This is a genomic window from Flavobacterium adhaerens (assembly GCF_040045115.1).
In the GTDB taxonomy this organism is placed as follows: domain Bacteria; phylum Bacteroidota; class Bacteroidia; order Flavobacteriales; family Flavobacteriaceae; genus Flavobacterium; species Flavobacterium adhaerens.
This window is the reverse complement of the sequence record NZ_JBDLZX010000004.1, coordinates 24,920-41,313: the sequence shown is the minus strand read 5'-3', so window position 1 is coordinate 41,313 and position 16,394 is coordinate 24,920. Positions and strand designations below refer to the sequence as shown.

The following is a 16,394-nucleotide window of genomic DNA, read 5'->3' as shown; positions in this document are numbered from 1 at the left end:
AGACTGCTCAAAATGAACAGTCTTTATAATATCGATTAGATTAAAAATTAAGAAGCAAACAATGCGTACTTGTTATAGTTGAATAAAACCAAATCGTAAGGCACTAATTTTGGTGCTACTTTTTCAGAAGAAGCATTAAACTTGATGTTATTATGTTTTCTAAACAAATAAACTTCTTTCAAACAATTTGACAAACTCTGATGAATAAGAGAAGTGAAAATTGGTAACGGTTTGCTATCTACCAGCAAATCAATTTGATAATTAGAGCTACTTTTTGAAAGATTGTTACCAATAATTCGCAAAGTAAATGTAGCTGGAATACCATTTTGTTCTCCTTGATATTGTACTATCATAATTATAATATTTTAAAATTTGGTTTAAATAATTCTGATTTGACCAATTTAGCAATATCTACTAAATCCTCAGTAAATCTACAAAAAATCAAGAAACTGACACAATACAACCTCTAAAATTATCAAATTTATAACATTTGATAATTACAGCATAACCTTAAGCTTACATCAAAAAACGAAAAACCCTGTAATGTATGAGTTTACAGGGTAATCTAACTAAATGTATTAAAACAAACAATCTTCTAAATCTCAGCCAGTAAGTCTAAAATTTATCCTTTACTTACTGGAAGAGAAATTACGTTTCCAATTTCATTTCGCATGGTCATATTCAACTTATCCAAAAGAGACAATTTATTCGAAACCTGACCCGAAAATAAATTATAGGAAATATTCATTTTTTTCAAACGTGTTAATTTTTCCAATTCAATAGGCACCTGCCCTTTAAAGTCATTATCAAAAAGGTTTAGATTCTCTAATGCTTCTAAATTCCCAATTGACGGACTTAATTTACCAACAAATCGGTTGCTATAAAGCGAAAGTGATTTTAAAGACTTTAACTCGTATATAGAATTTGGTAAAGACCCACCAAAAGAGTTTTCGTACAATGATAAATTCTCAAGAGCCGTTAACTTTCCTATTTGCTGAGGCAGTAATCCAGACAAAATATTTCTATCGAGCATCAATTTTTTCAAATTTGATAGTGTACAAATAGAATTAGGAATATAGCCTGTTAATTTGTTAAATGACAAATCCAAAACTTGCAAGGATTTCAAATTACCTATGTTGAGTGGAATCTCACCATTCAATAAATTGGTTCCCAAATTTAATTCTTGCAAATTCAACAATGTTGTAATCTCAATCGGAATCCGGCCTGTTAAATTATTATTATTCAAATTTATAGAAACCACTTTATCATCAACCACTTTTATCCCATACCATTTTTCCATAGGCCCTGACAAATCCCATTTATTGATCCATTTACTTCCGTTTGTAACTTGATTGAATTTGATAAGTACTTCTTTTTCGGCTTTGGATATAGTTGCCAAAACAGAGGTTGAAAAAAATACGGTAAAAAGTAGAAGCGTAATTTTATTACTCATTTGTTATATTTAAAAGTTCCTTACCAAATTAATCAAAAACTTCGTTAATAAACAAAAAAAATCGACTAAATAACAAAAATAAAAAATAATAAAAGATTTGTCTTACAAATTTAAAAATCAAAAAACTTCGAATTTCGCTCATAAAACTAACACACAACACCTTACAATTAAACCTATCTACTCACTTGTTTTTTTTCTCATCACCGATTTTCAAATCAAAAATTACATTTACAACCATAAAATCGGTAATAAAATAGAAGTAAACAAACCAAATCGCATCAAAAAAAATCTTACATTTGATACCATAACCTTAAAAACTTTAATCATGGAAATGAATTGGATTGCAATTTTAGTTGCGGCTTTGGCCCCATTAGTAGTTGGTTTTATTTGGTACAATCCAAAAATTTTCGGAACCATTTGGATGAAAGAAAACGGATTTACACAAGAAGAACTTGCAAAGGGAAATATGCTCAAGATATTCGGACTCACCTATATTTTTTCGATTATGATTGTTATCACCGAAATGTCACTTACAATTCACCAAAGCGGTGCACTTGGAATGATTGGAGGCCCAATGAAAATAGGCGAAGCTTTACCATCATTTCAGGCTTTTATGCAAGATTACGGTACCGCATTTAGAACCTACAAACATGGTGCTTTGCACGGGTTTATATCTGGTTTATTTTTTGCAATGCCTATTATCGCTATAAACGGACTATTCGAGAGAAAATCGACCAAATATATATTGGTACATTCTGGCTTTTGGATTATTTCTTTGACCATTATGGGTTCACTAGTTTGCGGTTGGATGTAATTTAATTTCAAATAAAAAACCTTATTTCTATAATTTTAGGAATAAGGTTTTGCTCTTAAAACAACCCTTCAATTTGCCGAGCCAACTCAATATCTTTCTGTGTTACCCCTCCCGAATCATGGGTATTCAAACGTATATTGACTTTATTATATACATTAAAAAGTTCTGGATGATGATTCATCTTTTCTGCCAATACCCCAACTTGAACAATAAAACTTAATGCTTGGTTAAAATTTTTAAATACAAATTTCTTTTCTATTGCTTGCTCTTTAAAATACCAATCTTTCAAATTGTTCAAAAAAGGGACTACCGTTTGTTCTGTATAAATTTCCATTCGTTGTTATTTTTAATTATTTAAAAAAAAACTGACCGTATTGCTTTGACATAATTTTCTTCTACTGATTAATTGGAAATTATTTTTAGCCTAAAATTAGTTAAATTAAAACGACTCTAAGTACATAATTAACTTTATTGGCTAATTTTGAATAAATATTCTAACCAAAATTGAAAACAACTCTTTCCTATCAAATTTACGAAACAGCCAAACAACTTCCTGAGAACTGGGATGATCTTGGTTATAAAAATATTTTTTTATCCAAAGAATATTTTGAAATCTTAGATCAATCTGCTCCCAAAAATATGATTTGTCATTATATCGGATTATTCCAAGAACAAAACTTGGTAGGGATTGCTATTGCACAATTTTTGAATTTGAATAAATTAGAATCTTTTGGCGATAGAGATCGATGTATAAAGACAACAACTCGAAAATTTATTTTAAAAAAATTCGCTTCGCATGTCTTGGTTATCGGCAACAATATGCTCACGGGACAAAATTCTTTCCAGTTTTCGGAAAGTATTTCACCATCTGATGGCGTTATTGCTTTAAGGCAGGCTGCAAATGATTTGAAATTAAAATTTAAATCGATTGGCAAAAAAATTCACATTACAACTTTTAAAGACTACAACGAAACCGAAATTCAATATTTCAACAAAGACTCTTTCTCTAAAGATTATAAATATTGTGTACAACCCAATATGATTTTTGATATTCCTAGCCGATGGAAAACCGAACAAGATTACATTGATTCATTGATTAAGAAATACCGAGACCAATATAAAAGAGCAAGAAAGAAAGCTGAAGGAATCGAGAAAAAGAAATTCCACTTAGAGGATATTATCAAATACGAAAAAAGCATTTATGAGCTCTATCATCATGTGGCACAAAATGCTCCATTCAACACTTTCTTTTTGACCCAAAATCATTTTAGGGTTTTCAAAGAAATTTTAAAAGATAAATTTTTATTCTACGGATATTTCCTAGACGGAAAACTAATTGGTTTCAACACCTTAATTAAAAATGGAGATGTGATAGACACCTATTTTTTGGGTTATGACGAAAGCTTGCAAAAAGAGAAAATGTTATACCTAAATATGCTCTATGATATGGTTGCTTATTCTATCAACAAAGGATTTAAAGCAATAATTTTTGCCCGAACAGCATTGGAGATTAAAAGTTCTGTTGGAGCCAAACCATTTCAAATGTATGGCTACATGAATCATAGCAACTCGCAAATAAACAAACAGGTTCCGAAAATTTTTCCAAAATTAGAACCCGAAGTCGTTTGGCAGGAGAGAAATCCATTCAAGGGATAGGTTCCGTTACGTAGTCGCTAAAAAAAGCAATGATTATCAATAAGACAATCATTGCTTTTTTAGAAAGATTATAACTGACGTTAACGATTAAAATTACAACTTATCTATTTCTTCCTGAACAATTTCCCACTCCAAAAGCAATTGATCTAAATCTGCTTTTTTCTTGTTGTAAGCTGTAAAAAAAGAAGCATCTTCGATATGTTTATCATAATTAGAGGTCAACATTTTGTCGTCATGCTGAATATCTATTTCCAATTGCTTGATTTGATTTTCAATTTTACTCAAACGGTTTTGAAGTGTTTTCCCTTTCTTTTGGTCTTCATAAGAAACCTTTTTATTTTCTTTAGAAGCAACCGTTTTAACTACATCTTTTTTCTCGACTTCACGCATATTTTCTATATTACGCTGTTCTAAGAAAAAGTTGATATCCCCCAAATACTCTTTAATTTTTTGATCTTTAAATTCATAGACAATATTTGACATTCCTTGCAAAAAATCCCTGTCGTGAGAAACGATCAATAAAGTCCCTCCAAATTTTTGCAAAGCAGCCTTCAATACGTTTTTCGACTTAATATCTAGGTGGTTCGTAGGCTCATCCATCAATAAGACATTAATAGGTTGCAACAATAATTTACACAAAGCCAAACGGTTTCGTTCTCCTCCTGAAAGTACTTTAACTTTCTTCTCTACATCATCGCCCCTAAACAAAAAAGATCCCAACATATCTCTAACTTTAGAACGATTGGTATCTGTTGCGGCATCTTCCATAGTTTGCAACAACGTAATTTCGCCATCTAGATATTCTGCTTGATTTTGAGCAAAATAACCCAACTGAACATTATGCCCTAATTTGATAGTTCCCTCATACTCGAATTCGTCAACTAGAGCTTTTATAAAAGTCGATTTCCCTTGACCATTTTGCCCCACAAAAGCAATCTTACTTCCGCGCTCTACCAATAAAGAAATATCTTTTAAAATTGTTTTATCGCCATAAGCTTTAGTTACATTTTCGGCTTCAATAACCACTTTACCAGGTTCTTTAGAAACAGGAAACGAAATATTCATAACCGAATTATCATCTTCGTCCACTTCAATTCGCTCAACTTTATCTAATTTCTTTATTAACGATTGCGCCATTGAAGATTTGGTTGCACTATAACGGAATCGATCAATCAGCTTTTGAGTTTCTTCGATCTTTTTTTGCTGATTCTTTTGGGTAGCCAATTGTTTCTCGCGAAGTTCCTGACGCAATTCTAAATATTCTGAATAAGGTTTGTTAAAATCATAAGCCTTACCAAGAGAAATTTCGATAGTTCTATTGGTTACATTATCCAGAAACATTTTATCGTGTGAAACGATTACAACCACTCCAGGATAATTACGCAAGAAACTTTCCAACCAAATAATACTTTCTATATCCAAGTGATTCGTAGGCTCATCTAGCAACAAAACATCATTATTTTGCAAAAGCAATTTCGCCAACTCAATACGCATACGCCAACCACCCGAAAAAGTTTCTGTTTGATTATCAAAAACTTCTCTTTTAAAACCTAATCCAAGTAGAATCTTCTCGGTATCTCCAACATAGTTATATCCACCTAATAATTCAAAACGATGAGTATAATCAGATAAATCTTCAATTATTTTACTGTATTCTTCACTTTCGTAATCAGTTCTAGTTACCAATTGATGATTAATTTCTTCAAGCTTTTTTTCGACAACTTTAATATCAGTAAAAGCTTCATAAGCTTCCTCAAGTACAGTTCTTCCTTTTTCAAAATCAATATCTTGACGCAGAAATCCCATCTTGATGTCTTTTTCTTGAGAAATAACTCCTGAATCGGGGGCAAAATCTCTTGCCAACATTTTCAACATTGTAGATTTTCCAGCTCCGTTTTTCCCGACTAAACCTACTCTATCACCAGCTCCTAATCGAAAAGTTACCTCCTCAAACAAATAAGTACCACCAAACGAAACAGATAAATTGTGTATATTAAGCATGTAAATAAATTATTTTATTCTTTATTGTATTAGTAAATTTGTATAATTAAAATTAACAAATCATAATTTTTTGCAAATGTTAAAAAAAGGATCCAAACTATATAGCATTTTAACAGGAACTTGTCCAAAATGCATGAAAGAGAGTATGTATGCAGATAAAAATCTATTACATTTAGGTTCTGTACTTAAAATGAATGAAAAATGCAGTCATTGTGGATTAAAATACCAAATAGAACCTTCTTTTTTTTATGGTGCTATGTACGTTAGTTATGCACTCAATGTCGCAATAGGAATAGCCACTTTTATAATTGCATTTCTTTTTTTTGGTGCTGATATTCAAACTACGTTTATAGCCATTATAATCACACTAGTTATTACATTTCCTATCGTATTAAGATGGTCAAGAAATATTTATATCAATATGTTTGTGTCTTATGACCCCTCAACAAAAGATAAGTAAATCATTTTTTTATCCTTTTATTAAATCTTTTGATATCAATTTCTTTATCTAAAGGAATATTGTTCTCAATATAATTATATAGATCCGCAGCCATTGCAGGCCCAAGCATGACGCCTCTTGTTCCTAGTCCGTTCAAAATATGAATATTTTGATAAACTGGATGGGTTCCAACTAGTGGTCTTCGGTCTCTAACAGTGGGTCTCACTCCTGCATAATGTTCAATTATATCAAACTCACAATTGATTATTTCTTTAATCCTTTCTACCAATTCAATTCTTCCTTCTTCTGTAGGCAAATCAGTTTTATCTTTCCAATTATAAGTTGCGCCAACTTTGAACAATTCATTTCCTAAAGGCAAAATAAAAACACTCGTGTTTACAATGACATCTAAATTTAGGCTTGGTGCTTTTATAATAAACAACTCACCCTTAGTCCCATCCAGAGGTAATTCCTTGAAATAAGGATTAGAATGCATCCCATATCCTTCTGCAAAAATGATATGTCTTGCCTTATGATTCTTGTATGATACATACTCCTTTTCAATAATTAAATCTTCATAGACAAAAGACTCTAAAATCATTTTATTTTGTAGCAAAAGATACTCTTGATATTGGGACAACAACAAAGCTGTATCTACATATCCTGTCTGTAAAACTTCACCATAACCAAAAGGGGAATCAATACCATTATACTTATCAAAAATGAGAGTAGTACACAAAAAAGGGCTCAACTGTATTTTATCAGAAGCTGCAAACCAGTTATTTTGCTCTTCAACTGAGAAAAATTTTCTCAAAATTGGCATTTTAAAATCAAATGTATCTGTAAATCTATTCTTCAAATTAGAATAAAAATCATTCATCAAATGCAATTGCTTTTGTGCCTGCCAAACCTCACTAAAACGCTTTAAAATAACGGGATTATAGAGACCTCCAGCTATTTTAGACGAATTTTGAGAATCGTCATTATATACAACAAAACTCTTATCGTGTTGCAACGCTATTTCTGAAAAAGAAATCCCAGCTAAACCAGAACCTACAATTATATAATCGAGCATGATCATTTTATATATATTAAAAAAACAAAAAACTCTTACTTTTGAAGTAAGAGTTTTTTTTGTAAAATTATAAAGAATTAGTAATTCCACATATCGTGTTCAAAATCACGAATTTTATCTTTAATTCTATCCGATTCTAGCAATTGATTTAAAGCATTTTCGTTGATATATTCTGTAATCAAACGATCGCCATAAACATTTTCTTCTTTATAAATAGTTCCACTAAATTGGCGTGAATCTAAAATTCTGTCAAAAGAAATTGGCATTGCTGAATTTTTTTCGTTGAAAGCTAAATACTCATGCAGATAATCTCTGATTGAAGGGTAAAAAATCCAAAACAATTCGATGTAATCAGGATTTTCGCTTCCTACTTCTCTTGCTTCAGGAGCAATAGGACAAATTCCAAGTAATCGATACTTTAGTTCACTTTGACGCTTATCAAAATACCAATATCCTTTTAACTTATATCCCGTAACATCCTGAGCTGTAAGTTCTCTTTTATCAATAAATTGAGGATCTAAAGTTCTAGCTACAGCTGGTGGTCCAACTACTTTAACTCTTTTTCCATTAACTTTTTTGTAAGTTACGGTTTCTTTCGGAAAATACAAATCTCTATTAGCATTTACTTCTTCTCTACCAGCATTCGTGGTATCAATATAAGTAAAAGAACTTGTCATATCTTTGAAAGTCTTTTTTGTATTGAAATAATCATCAGCATAAACCTCAGTTATTCTATTCGTTTTAATACCTTTAATCAAAACATCAAACAAAGATCTTCTGTCTTTTCCGATATTAGTAGAATCAATTGGAAAATAAAGAGGAAAATTAAATCTTTCGCTCAAATCAATTATCTCCCAAGTAGTTTTCCCCATCAAAATATCTCTATCATCTACATAACCGTATGCTAAAGGTTTATCATTATCAAGAGATACTTGAGATTGAGTTTTCACACCAATTTGCTCAGGTGTCTTAGCATTAAGCAAATTAGACTGCGCAAATGAAGAAAAACTCCCTGCAACAAATGCAACAACTACTACTAATTTTTTAGTCTTCATCTTATTAATTATTAAGTTTATCTAAGTAGGTAAATTTTCAACAACTTAAATATTTATTGTATTTCGTAAATTACTGGAGCAGTTCTAGAAAGCATAATATCAGAACCAACTAATTTTGTTTTAATATCAGTAATTGTTACTTGATCTCCTCTAGTCGCTCTTGCTAAAGCACTTTTACATTGCGCATTAACTCTGTCTCCAGATACTATTACAGCGGCCTGACCTGTAACTTTTAAAGTAAATCCAACTACATTTAAATTAACGTTAAAATCAAAATCTGGTAATTTAGCAGAAACTTGAGAAACTTCTAAACGAGACTTAGCTCCTTTAACAATTCCCATTTCTCCACCAATTGCGCCAACTGGAGCAGGAATACCTTTGATTCTGAAAGATCTTCTATCACTAACTTTTTGTCCGTCAGGTAAAGTTCCGGAAACATTAATTACCACTTCAGAACCTTGCCCTGGAGTCATATTATAAGCACCTGGTCTTCCAGCTGAACTTAAACCTGGTGCAGAAGCACTGATTTTATTAGCAGCAACACCCGCAAAAGAAATTGTCATTGGGTTCACAACACCTCTATATACCACATTCATTTTATCAGCAGAAATTGTAGCTGAATTAGGTTTTGGTACAACTGTATAAGTACTTTCAAAATCTACAGGAACATCTTTACCATTTTCAGTAAAGATAAATTTACCTTTCAATGGATTTTCTCCTAAACCAGCAGCAGTGAAACCAAGTTCAACTCCACCAGCTTTAAAACTTGATGGACTCATGTTAGCCCCATTTAAGATAACACTTTTAGGTTTAGTATTCTCATCAACACGTCCCAAAACAATTTTTCCAGTTACTTTTTCTCCTGGGAAGAAAGCCGTTTTATCTAAAACCACTAAAGCTTTATAGTTGGTAAATGAAAGTTGGCTTGCTTGCTCACCTGTAAGCATTGTTGACAATACTTCAGAATTAATATTTTTTACATCAGCTTGTAATTGTGATAATTTTGTCAAAGAAGCCACCAACGGGAAACCTTTGTAGTTATACTCTAACCAAGGTAATTTGATACCATCTCTGTTTGTAACATCCTCTGTAGAAAAAACACGATTTACTTTTGGAGCTACAGAAGGCACTAATTTAGCTACCTCTATTCTATACTTATTAATTTTATCAACAAATTCTTGTCCAGCTGGAGTGATTTTGTCATTAGCAAAAAATTTGCTATCTAAGAAATCACCTTTATCCATTACTTCATAATCTTTAGAATCTTCAAGACCAGCAGTCATTTCAGATTTCAAATTATCAAGGTAAGAATTCAAATCTTCTACTAACAACTTTACTTTATCTGCCTTAGCTTTTAAGTCAGCATACTGTGCTGGTTGTTCTTGAGCCAATTGACCCAATTTTTCCATAAAAGCTTGGTTTCTTTGAGTCGTTGTTGTATTTGTAACTTCCAATTTTTCGTTCATCAAACCAAAAGCTGACAAAACTTCTTTGGACATATTCATTGCTAACATTGCGATGAAAACCAAATACATAAGGTTAATCATCTTCTGTCTAGGGGTTAATTTTCCTCCTGCCATATTTTCTAATAATTAGTTATTCGTTAAAATTTAATAGTTTTAATAACTAATTATCCTCTGTTATTCATAGCTGTTAACATACCTCCATAAACATTGTTTAAAGAAGCAATATTAGCTGTCATTGATTGCATTTGCTCTTTCAATTTATCAGCATTTTCAGCGATTTCTTTATTAGCTTCTGCATTTCTAGAAGCACTTTCTAATTGAACTTTGTATAAACTGTTCAAAGATTCCATTTGTGCAGCAGCCATAGACAATTCTTCACTATATTTTTTTGTAGCAGCAATTCCATCAGCTGCAGGAGAAATACCTTTAGCAGCAGATTCGAAATTTTTGATGCTATTTCCTAAACTTGACATCAATTCACCATCAATTTTAGCTTCTTTAAGCATTGCATCTAATTTTTGTGACAATAACCCTTGAGCATCAGCTACACTTTCTTTTTTAGATTCTTTTTTACGAGCTTCTCCATTTGCAAGTTCAGGATAAACCAAAGTCCAATCTAATTCTTCATCTACAGGTTCGAACGCAGAAAGGGCAAAAATTAATGCTTCAGTTACCAATCCTATTGAAAGCATTAGAGTTCCTGTTAATGGTCCAATTTCAAAGTGAGTAATTTTAAATAAAGCTCCAATAATTACTACTGCCGCTCCCATACCATACGCGAAATTCATTGCTTTTTTGCTCAATATAGCCATTTTTTTAAAGTTTTAAAGTTAATTTATAGGTTTTTGTTATTTATGTAATCTAGGGTTTTTTTATTTTTTTCCGTTTTTAGTTGTTTGAGTTCCCATATAATCTTGAACTGTTCTAAAACCGATGTAACTTCTAGCAGAATCAGAGTATTCGAATGCACGAGTACTAACCTGTAAGAAATAAGAAACATCTTTCCAAGAACCTCCTCTAACTACTTTACGTTTATTAGAATTATCAATAATTGCAGGGTTCATTGTTGACATGAACTCATAAGAGTTTGCATCATATGCCGAATCAGTCCATTCTGAAACGTTACCAGCCATATTGTACAGGTTGTAACCATTTGGTTCATATGATTTAGCCTCTACAGTATATAATGCTTGGTCTGCAGCATAATCTCCACGATTTGGTTTAAAGTTTGCTAAGAAACAACCTCTATCACTTTTAGTATAAGGCCCTCCCCAAGGAAAAGTAGCAGATTCTAAACCTCCTCTAGCAGCATACTCCCATTCAGCCTCTGTTGGTAATCTAAATGAGTTTACATTATCATAATGACTTTTCTTAGATTTCAACCAAATATTTTTATTTAAAGTTCTCCACTCACAAAAAGCCTTAGCTTGATTCCAAGTTACCCCTACTACAGGATAGTCTCCATAAGCCTTATGCCAGAAATAATCATTATGCATTGGCTCATTATAAGAATAACTAAAATCCTTAATCCAAACCGTAGTATCAGGATAAACCTTTACTTCTTCTGTTCTAATAAAATCTTGTCTTTTCCCAACTTTTGCTTTAGCAGCCGCTTGAATATCCATCCAAGTATAACGGAATTTCAACTTGTTTACATCCATTGTTCTCAAGCCGTTATAAGAAGCTTCTAATGGTAAATACATAGAATCCATTACCTCAACATAATATTCATCTGGATATTTTTTTACATCCTTAATAAGCTTTGTTTTTCTATTAAGCCTTTTATAAGCATTTGGATCTTTATCACTACCTATACTATAATAATTATCATACATATACTTATCATAGGCGGTCATTTTTTCAGGATCCATATTACTACTAAAAGAGTAATCAGCAATACTACCTACATTTTTACCTTTTCCATCAGCTGGTGCTGTTTGCCCACTTTCTTCAGCTAAAATAGCTAAACGCAAACGAATTGTAGAATCTTTTACCCATTCCACAAATTGACGATACTCACTATTGGTAATTTCAGTGTCGTCCATATAAAAGGATCTAACAGTTACTGTTTTAGTTGGTGCATCACCAACATTAGCAACATCATCGTCAGATTTACCCATGATGTACGATCCTCCAGGGACAAGCGTCATTCCATAAGGTTTTTCAGGATGCCACTTTGCTCCTTTCACACCAACCAACTCACCTTTGTCGCTTGATCTACCACAGCTAATTAACACGGTTAAAATTGCCGTAAATGCAATGAAATTCTTCATAAAAATTGGGGTTATCTATTCATTATTATACAGACTGTAAACCTATTTATTTTTTTTAAAAAAAACAATCCTTTCAAAGTCTTAAATTATTTAGTCAAATGTATGTTAAAAAATCTAAAAAAAAAATAAAAAATCGTCAAAGAGTAAAAAAATAACGACAAAAAACATAGTTTTGAAAAAATTGTAAGTATTAGGTAATTATTTTAAAGAATCACATAAATTTAACTTTTTATCTAAAAATCTTTCAAATTTATTTTCTAGACATTTTATACAATATTTTTACGCTGTGCTTTCCACCATCTTTCAGGCATTTCCTGATTACAAGCTGACAAATATTCTTCGTAAGAACAAGGTAACAACGTGTTCTTTTTTAATTTATTGCTCGAACTGACTACAAATGGAATTTCTATCCACCATCGATCTGTTTTATCACTTTTGTAAAAGACCAAATCTTCATCTTCTAAAGGAACTATATATTTTAAATAGTTCTCTCTACTACCAAAAGGATATTCATTTGAACGGTAATGAAACCCTTCTATAAAATACCAAAATATTTGAGCAATTAATACCGCTTCTTGTTTTGTGTTATTATGATTAAAAACACCAAACGAACTTACCTTATCACTTATTCCCGCATACCTAGACAATGCACAGATTTCTTTTCCGTTAAATCCATTTGGAGAAAAATTGATAAAATTACCCGAATCTGACGACTTCAAGGCGGTTAAATCTAAACTAACCAAATCAGCATCTCTAAAAATAGGTTCTGAAATAGAAATATTAGTAGAAACCTCTCCTAAACGATAAGCATCAAAAAATAATTTTTCTATCAAATCTATTTCTTCCTGAGAATTATAATAGGTTTGATAACCAATATTACAGAAATTAAATAAATTGTTAGGCTCGTCTATAATAATTTTTGTCAAAAAAGAATCAGAACTAATTGGAGCATTTTCTTTACCAAAATCAAAACGGCTATCTATAGAAACCAAATTCACCATTTGCTCTAAATCATCATAAGCTCGATAAAGCGCATAGGTTATATCCTGCGAACCTCCTATTATTAAAGGTGTGATTTTTCTTTTTATTAAACTCGAAACTATTTTTTTTACTGCAAAATAAGTATCCTCTTTTGAGCTTCCTGGTAAAATATCACCAAAATCAGCTATAGAAGCTTTCCAGTTTCCTGGATATAAGCTATACAATTCTTTTCTAACCTCACTTAGATTGACTCCTGTTTTTGTATTACCTGTTCCTCTATTATCTAGAACACCTATTATTGCAATATCTATTTGTTCAAGATCAGGAGTTGAATCATTGGTATGGAATACAACTTTACTACCCAAATGCTGAGTAGTTAAACCTTGTACAAATTCTAAAATTTCAGCATCTAATGGTACCAAAAAATCAAACTCCATCTTTTGTTTTTTATATTATATATTTCAAACTTTTATTTGAAACAGAATTGTCTTTGTTACTTTTTCTTGGTAGTTGCTTTTTTTGTGGCAGGTTTTTTAGTAGCTGTCGCATTTTTGACAGCCACTTTTTTAGCAGGTGCCTTTTTTGCAATCATTTCTTGAACCTCTGCGAGAGTCAACTTTGAAGCATCTATATCTTTGCTCAGCTCAATTTTTATTTTACCCTTACTAATTACAGAACGACCCCAACGTGCTTTTTCAACTAAAATCCCTTCTTCTTCCCAATTATGAATTACCTTATCAATGTTTTTTTGCAACTTATCTTCTATCAAAGCTTCGATATCAGATTGAGAGAGATTATCAAAATCATATTTTTTGCTAACATTAATAAAGATTCCGTTCCATTTAATAAAAGGCCCAAATCGACCAGTTCCTTTTTGAACTCCTTCTCCTTTATAAACAGCAATTGGTGCGTCAGCTATAGCTTTTTCATCGATCAATTCTTGCGCTCTTACCATTGAAACATCTAATGGATCTTCACCTCTTGGCAAAGAAATAAAAACACTTCCGTGTCGTACATAAGGTCCATAACGACCATTACTAACTTCTACTTCTTCTCCTTTATATATACCCAAATTTTTTGGAAGCAAAAATAAATTTAACGCTTCTTCTAAAGTAATATTACCTATGTTTTGTTCATGTCTAAGACTTGCGAATCTTTTCTGCTCATCATCAGCCTCACCTATCTGAGCCATTGGTCCAAATTTTCCTAACCGAACAGACACTGGTTTTCCAGACTCTGGATCAACACCAAGAACACGCTCACCACTTTCTCTATCCGCATTAGCCTCAACATCTTTTACAGTAGGATGAAAAGTATTATAAAACTCTTGCATCATTTTGGTCCATTCGATATTTCCTTCGGCAATTTCATCAAAATCATGTTCTACTTTTGCAGTAAAATTATAATCAAGAATATTTCCAAAGTTTTTAACTAAGAAATCCGTAACTATTGTTCCAATATCAGTTGGAACCAACTTTCCTTTATCAGAACCTGTATTTTCTTTGAGGACTTTATCAGTAACCTTACCCGACTGTAAAGTCAATTGTGTATAATTACGTTCTTGACCTTCTAAAGTTCCTTTTTCAACATAATTTCTATTAATAATTGTTGAAATTGTTGGAGCATACGTTGAAGGACGGCCAATCCCTAATTCTTCTAATTTTTTCACCAAAGAAGCTTCTGTATAACGTGCAGCTGGTCTAGTATATCTTTCGGTAGCGGTAATATAATTATTTTCTAATTTTTCGTTTACTTTTAATGCAGGCAATAATCCTTCTTGTTCTTCTTCTTCCTCATCATGTCCTTCAAGATACACTTTCAAAAAACCTTCAAAAAGCAAAACTTCGCCTGAAGCTGTAAAAACTTCAGAATGGTTATTAGCTTCGATTTTCACATTGGTACGCTCTAACTTAGCATCACTCATTTGCGAAGCCAAAGTTCTTTTCCAAATTAAATCATACAAGCGAGCCTGGTCTCTATCAATATCTACGGTATGACGCGACATATCAGTTGGACGAATAGCTTCGTGAGCTTCTTGGGCCCCTTTACTCTTATTAGCAAAAATTCTTGGAAACGAAAACTCTTTTCCGTACGACTTAATAATTTCTGCTTGAGCAGCATCCATCGCTTCTTTAGACAAGTTTACACTATCTGTTCTCATATATGTAATAAGTCCAGCTTCGTATAAACGCTGTGCTAATTGCATCGTAATTCCAACAGGTAAATACAATTTTCTTGCTGCTTCTTGTTGTAATGTTGACGTTGTAAAAGGGGCAGTTGGAGATTTCTTAGTAGGTTTAGTTTCTAAATCTGCTACCTTATATATAGAGCCAATATTTTGATTTAAAAAATCTTCAGCTTCTTTTTTAGTATTAAAATTCTTTGGGAGTTTTGCTTTAAGTGATTTTCCTGCTTCAGTTGTAAACTCGGCCACAACAGAATAGGAAGCAACTGGAGTAAAATTTTGAATTTCGCGTTCTCTCTCAACAATCAATCGAACGGAAACAGATTGAACACGTCCAGCAGACAATCCTCCTTTTACCTTTCTCCAAAGAACTGGAGACAATTCATATCCCACTAAACGATCCAAAACCCTACGGGCTTGTTGTGCATTGACTAAATTATAATCAATCTCTCGGGGATTATCAATGGCTTTAAGAATAGCATTTTTTGTAATCTCATGAAAAACAATACGTTTTGTCTTTTCTTGTTTCAGTTTTAGTTCTTCCGCCAAGTGCCAAGAAATAGCCTCTCCCTCGCGGTCCTCATCGCTTGCTAACCAAACCATTTCGGCATTCTTAGCTAAAGCTTTCAACTTAGACACTAACGCTTTTTTTTCTGAGGAAACCTCATATTTGGGTGTGAATCCATTTTCGACATCTACTCCAATTTCTTTGGAAGGTAAATCGGCAATATGCCCATAACTTGATTCAACCTGAAAATCACTTCCTAGAAATTTCTCGATTGTTTTTGCCTTTGCAGGGGACTCAACTATCACTAAATTCTTTGCCATCTTGCTATTGTTTGAATCGCAAAAATAATTTTTTTTTTTAAATATCTACCTTTCATTGATTTTAATTACAATTTAAATCTCAACAGAAAACAATTATTTATTGACAACAACCATTAAAAAATTTAATCACAATAACAATTTCAAAAATCAATTTCAAGATTTTGCACA

Annotated in this window: 14 protein-coding genes; 3 read left to right on the top strand and 11 right to left on the bottom strand. The window is 32.1% G+C overall.

The annotated features are described in order from the left end of the window. Window positions 1-47 precede the first annotated feature (47 nt). Together ABEB18_RS06440 and ABEB18_RS06435 are read right to left on the bottom strand one after the other, a co-directional pair. Window positions 48-353, bottom strand: coding sequence for a hypothetical protein (locus ABEB18_RS06440; protein WP_348798366.1), 306 nt, complete (start codon window positions 351-353; stop codon window positions 48-50). Window positions 354-622: 269 nt separating this feature from the next. Continuing rightward, on the bottom strand, window positions 623-1,453 hold the full coding sequence (locus ABEB18_RS06435; RefSeq protein WP_348798365.1) for a leucine-rich repeat domain-containing protein: 831 nt from the start codon (window positions 1,451-1,453) through the stop codon (window positions 623-625). Window positions 1,454-1,778: 325 nt separating this feature from the next. Here ABEB18_RS06435 and ABEB18_RS06430 point away from each other — a divergent pair, with 325 nt between their 5' ends. Next, on the top strand, window positions 1,779-2,267 hold the full coding sequence (locus tag ABEB18_RS06430) for a DUF1761 domain-containing protein (protein WP_348798364.1): 489 nt from the start codon (window positions 1,779-1,781) through the stop codon (window positions 2,265-2,267). Window positions 2,268-2,322: 55 nt separating this feature from the next. Here the strand turns inward: ABEB18_RS06430 and ABEB18_RS06425 are convergent, their stop codons facing one another. Further along, entirely contained in the window at window positions 2,323-2,601 is a 279-nt protein-coding gene (locus ABEB18_RS06425; RefSeq protein WP_348798363.1) for a 4a-hydroxytetrahydrobiopterin dehydratase, read from the bottom strand. Between the two features lie 170 nt (window positions 2,602-2,771). Between ABEB18_RS06425 and ABEB18_RS06420 the strand changes: the two genes are divergently transcribed. After that, window positions 2,772-3,923: a GNAT family N-acetyltransferase gene (locus ABEB18_RS06420; protein ID WP_348798362.1), complete on the top strand. Its 1,152-nt coding sequence runs from the start codon at window positions 2,772-2,774 to the stop codon at window positions 3,921-3,923. A 93-nt stretch (window positions 3,924-4,016) separates the two neighbouring features. On the opposite strand, the gene ABEB18_RS06415 is transcribed toward ABEB18_RS06420, so the two are convergent. After that, window positions 4,017-5,924 (bottom strand): ABC-F family ATP-binding cassette domain-containing protein, encoded by a 1,908-nt coding sequence (locus ABEB18_RS06415; protein ID WP_348798361.1) that lies wholly within the window; start codon window positions 5,922-5,924, stop codon window positions 4,017-4,019. A gap of 76 nt (window positions 5,925-6,000) precedes the next feature. Between ABEB18_RS06415 and ABEB18_RS06410 the strand changes: the two genes are divergently transcribed. Continuing rightward, complete coding sequence (locus ABEB18_RS06410) at window positions 6,001-6,384, top strand: DUF983 domain-containing protein (protein ID WP_348798360.1); 384 nt, start codon at window positions 6,001-6,003, stop codon at window positions 6,382-6,384. 1 nt (window position 6,385) lies between these two features. On the opposite strand, the gene ABEB18_RS06405 is transcribed toward ABEB18_RS06410, so the two are convergent. The 7 genes from ABEB18_RS06405 to topA form a co-directional block, all read right to left on the bottom strand. Further along, entirely contained in the window at window positions 6,386-7,438 is a 1,053-nt protein-coding gene (locus ABEB18_RS06405) for an NAD(P)/FAD-dependent oxidoreductase (protein WP_348798359.1), read from the bottom strand. A 77-nt stretch (window positions 7,439-7,515) separates the two neighbouring features. After that, a complete protein-coding gene (gene porN, locus ABEB18_RS06400) occupies window positions 7,516-8,493 on the bottom strand; it encodes a type IX secretion system ring subunit PorN/GldN (RefSeq protein WP_348798358.1) in 978 nt (325 codons plus the stop codon). A gap of 53 nt (window positions 8,494-8,546) precedes the next feature. Beyond that, complete coding sequence (gene porM / locus ABEB18_RS06395; protein ID WP_348798357.1) at window positions 8,547-10,073, bottom strand: type IX secretion system motor protein PorM/GldM; 1,527 nt, start codon at window positions 10,071-10,073, stop codon at window positions 8,547-8,549. A gap of 50 nt (window positions 10,074-10,123) precedes the next feature. Continuing rightward, complete coding sequence (gene porL / locus ABEB18_RS06390; protein ID WP_348798356.1) at window positions 10,124-10,771, bottom strand: type IX secretion system motor protein PorL/GldL; 648 nt, start codon at window positions 10,769-10,771, stop codon at window positions 10,124-10,126. Window positions 10,772-10,831: 60 nt separating this feature from the next. Continuing rightward, the gene (gene porK, locus ABEB18_RS06385) at window positions 10,832-12,232 is read right to left on the bottom strand and encodes a T9SS ring complex lipoprotein PorK/GldK (RefSeq protein ID WP_348798355.1); all 1,401 of its coding nucleotides are present in this window, start codon (window positions 12,230-12,232) and stop codon (window positions 10,832-10,834) included. Between the two features lie 266 nt (window positions 12,233-12,498). Next, on the bottom strand, window positions 12,499-13,650 hold the full coding sequence (locus tag ABEB18_RS06380) for a formimidoylglutamase (protein WP_348798354.1): 1,152 nt from the start codon (window positions 13,648-13,650) through the stop codon (window positions 12,499-12,501). Window positions 13,651-13,706: 56 nt separating this feature from the next. Then, window positions 13,707-16,226, bottom strand: a complete 2,520-nt coding sequence (gene topA / locus ABEB18_RS06375) for a type I DNA topoisomerase (RefSeq protein WP_348798353.1) — start codon at window positions 16,224-16,226, stop codon at window positions 13,707-13,709. Between the last annotated feature and the right edge of the window lie 168 nt (window positions 16,227-16,394).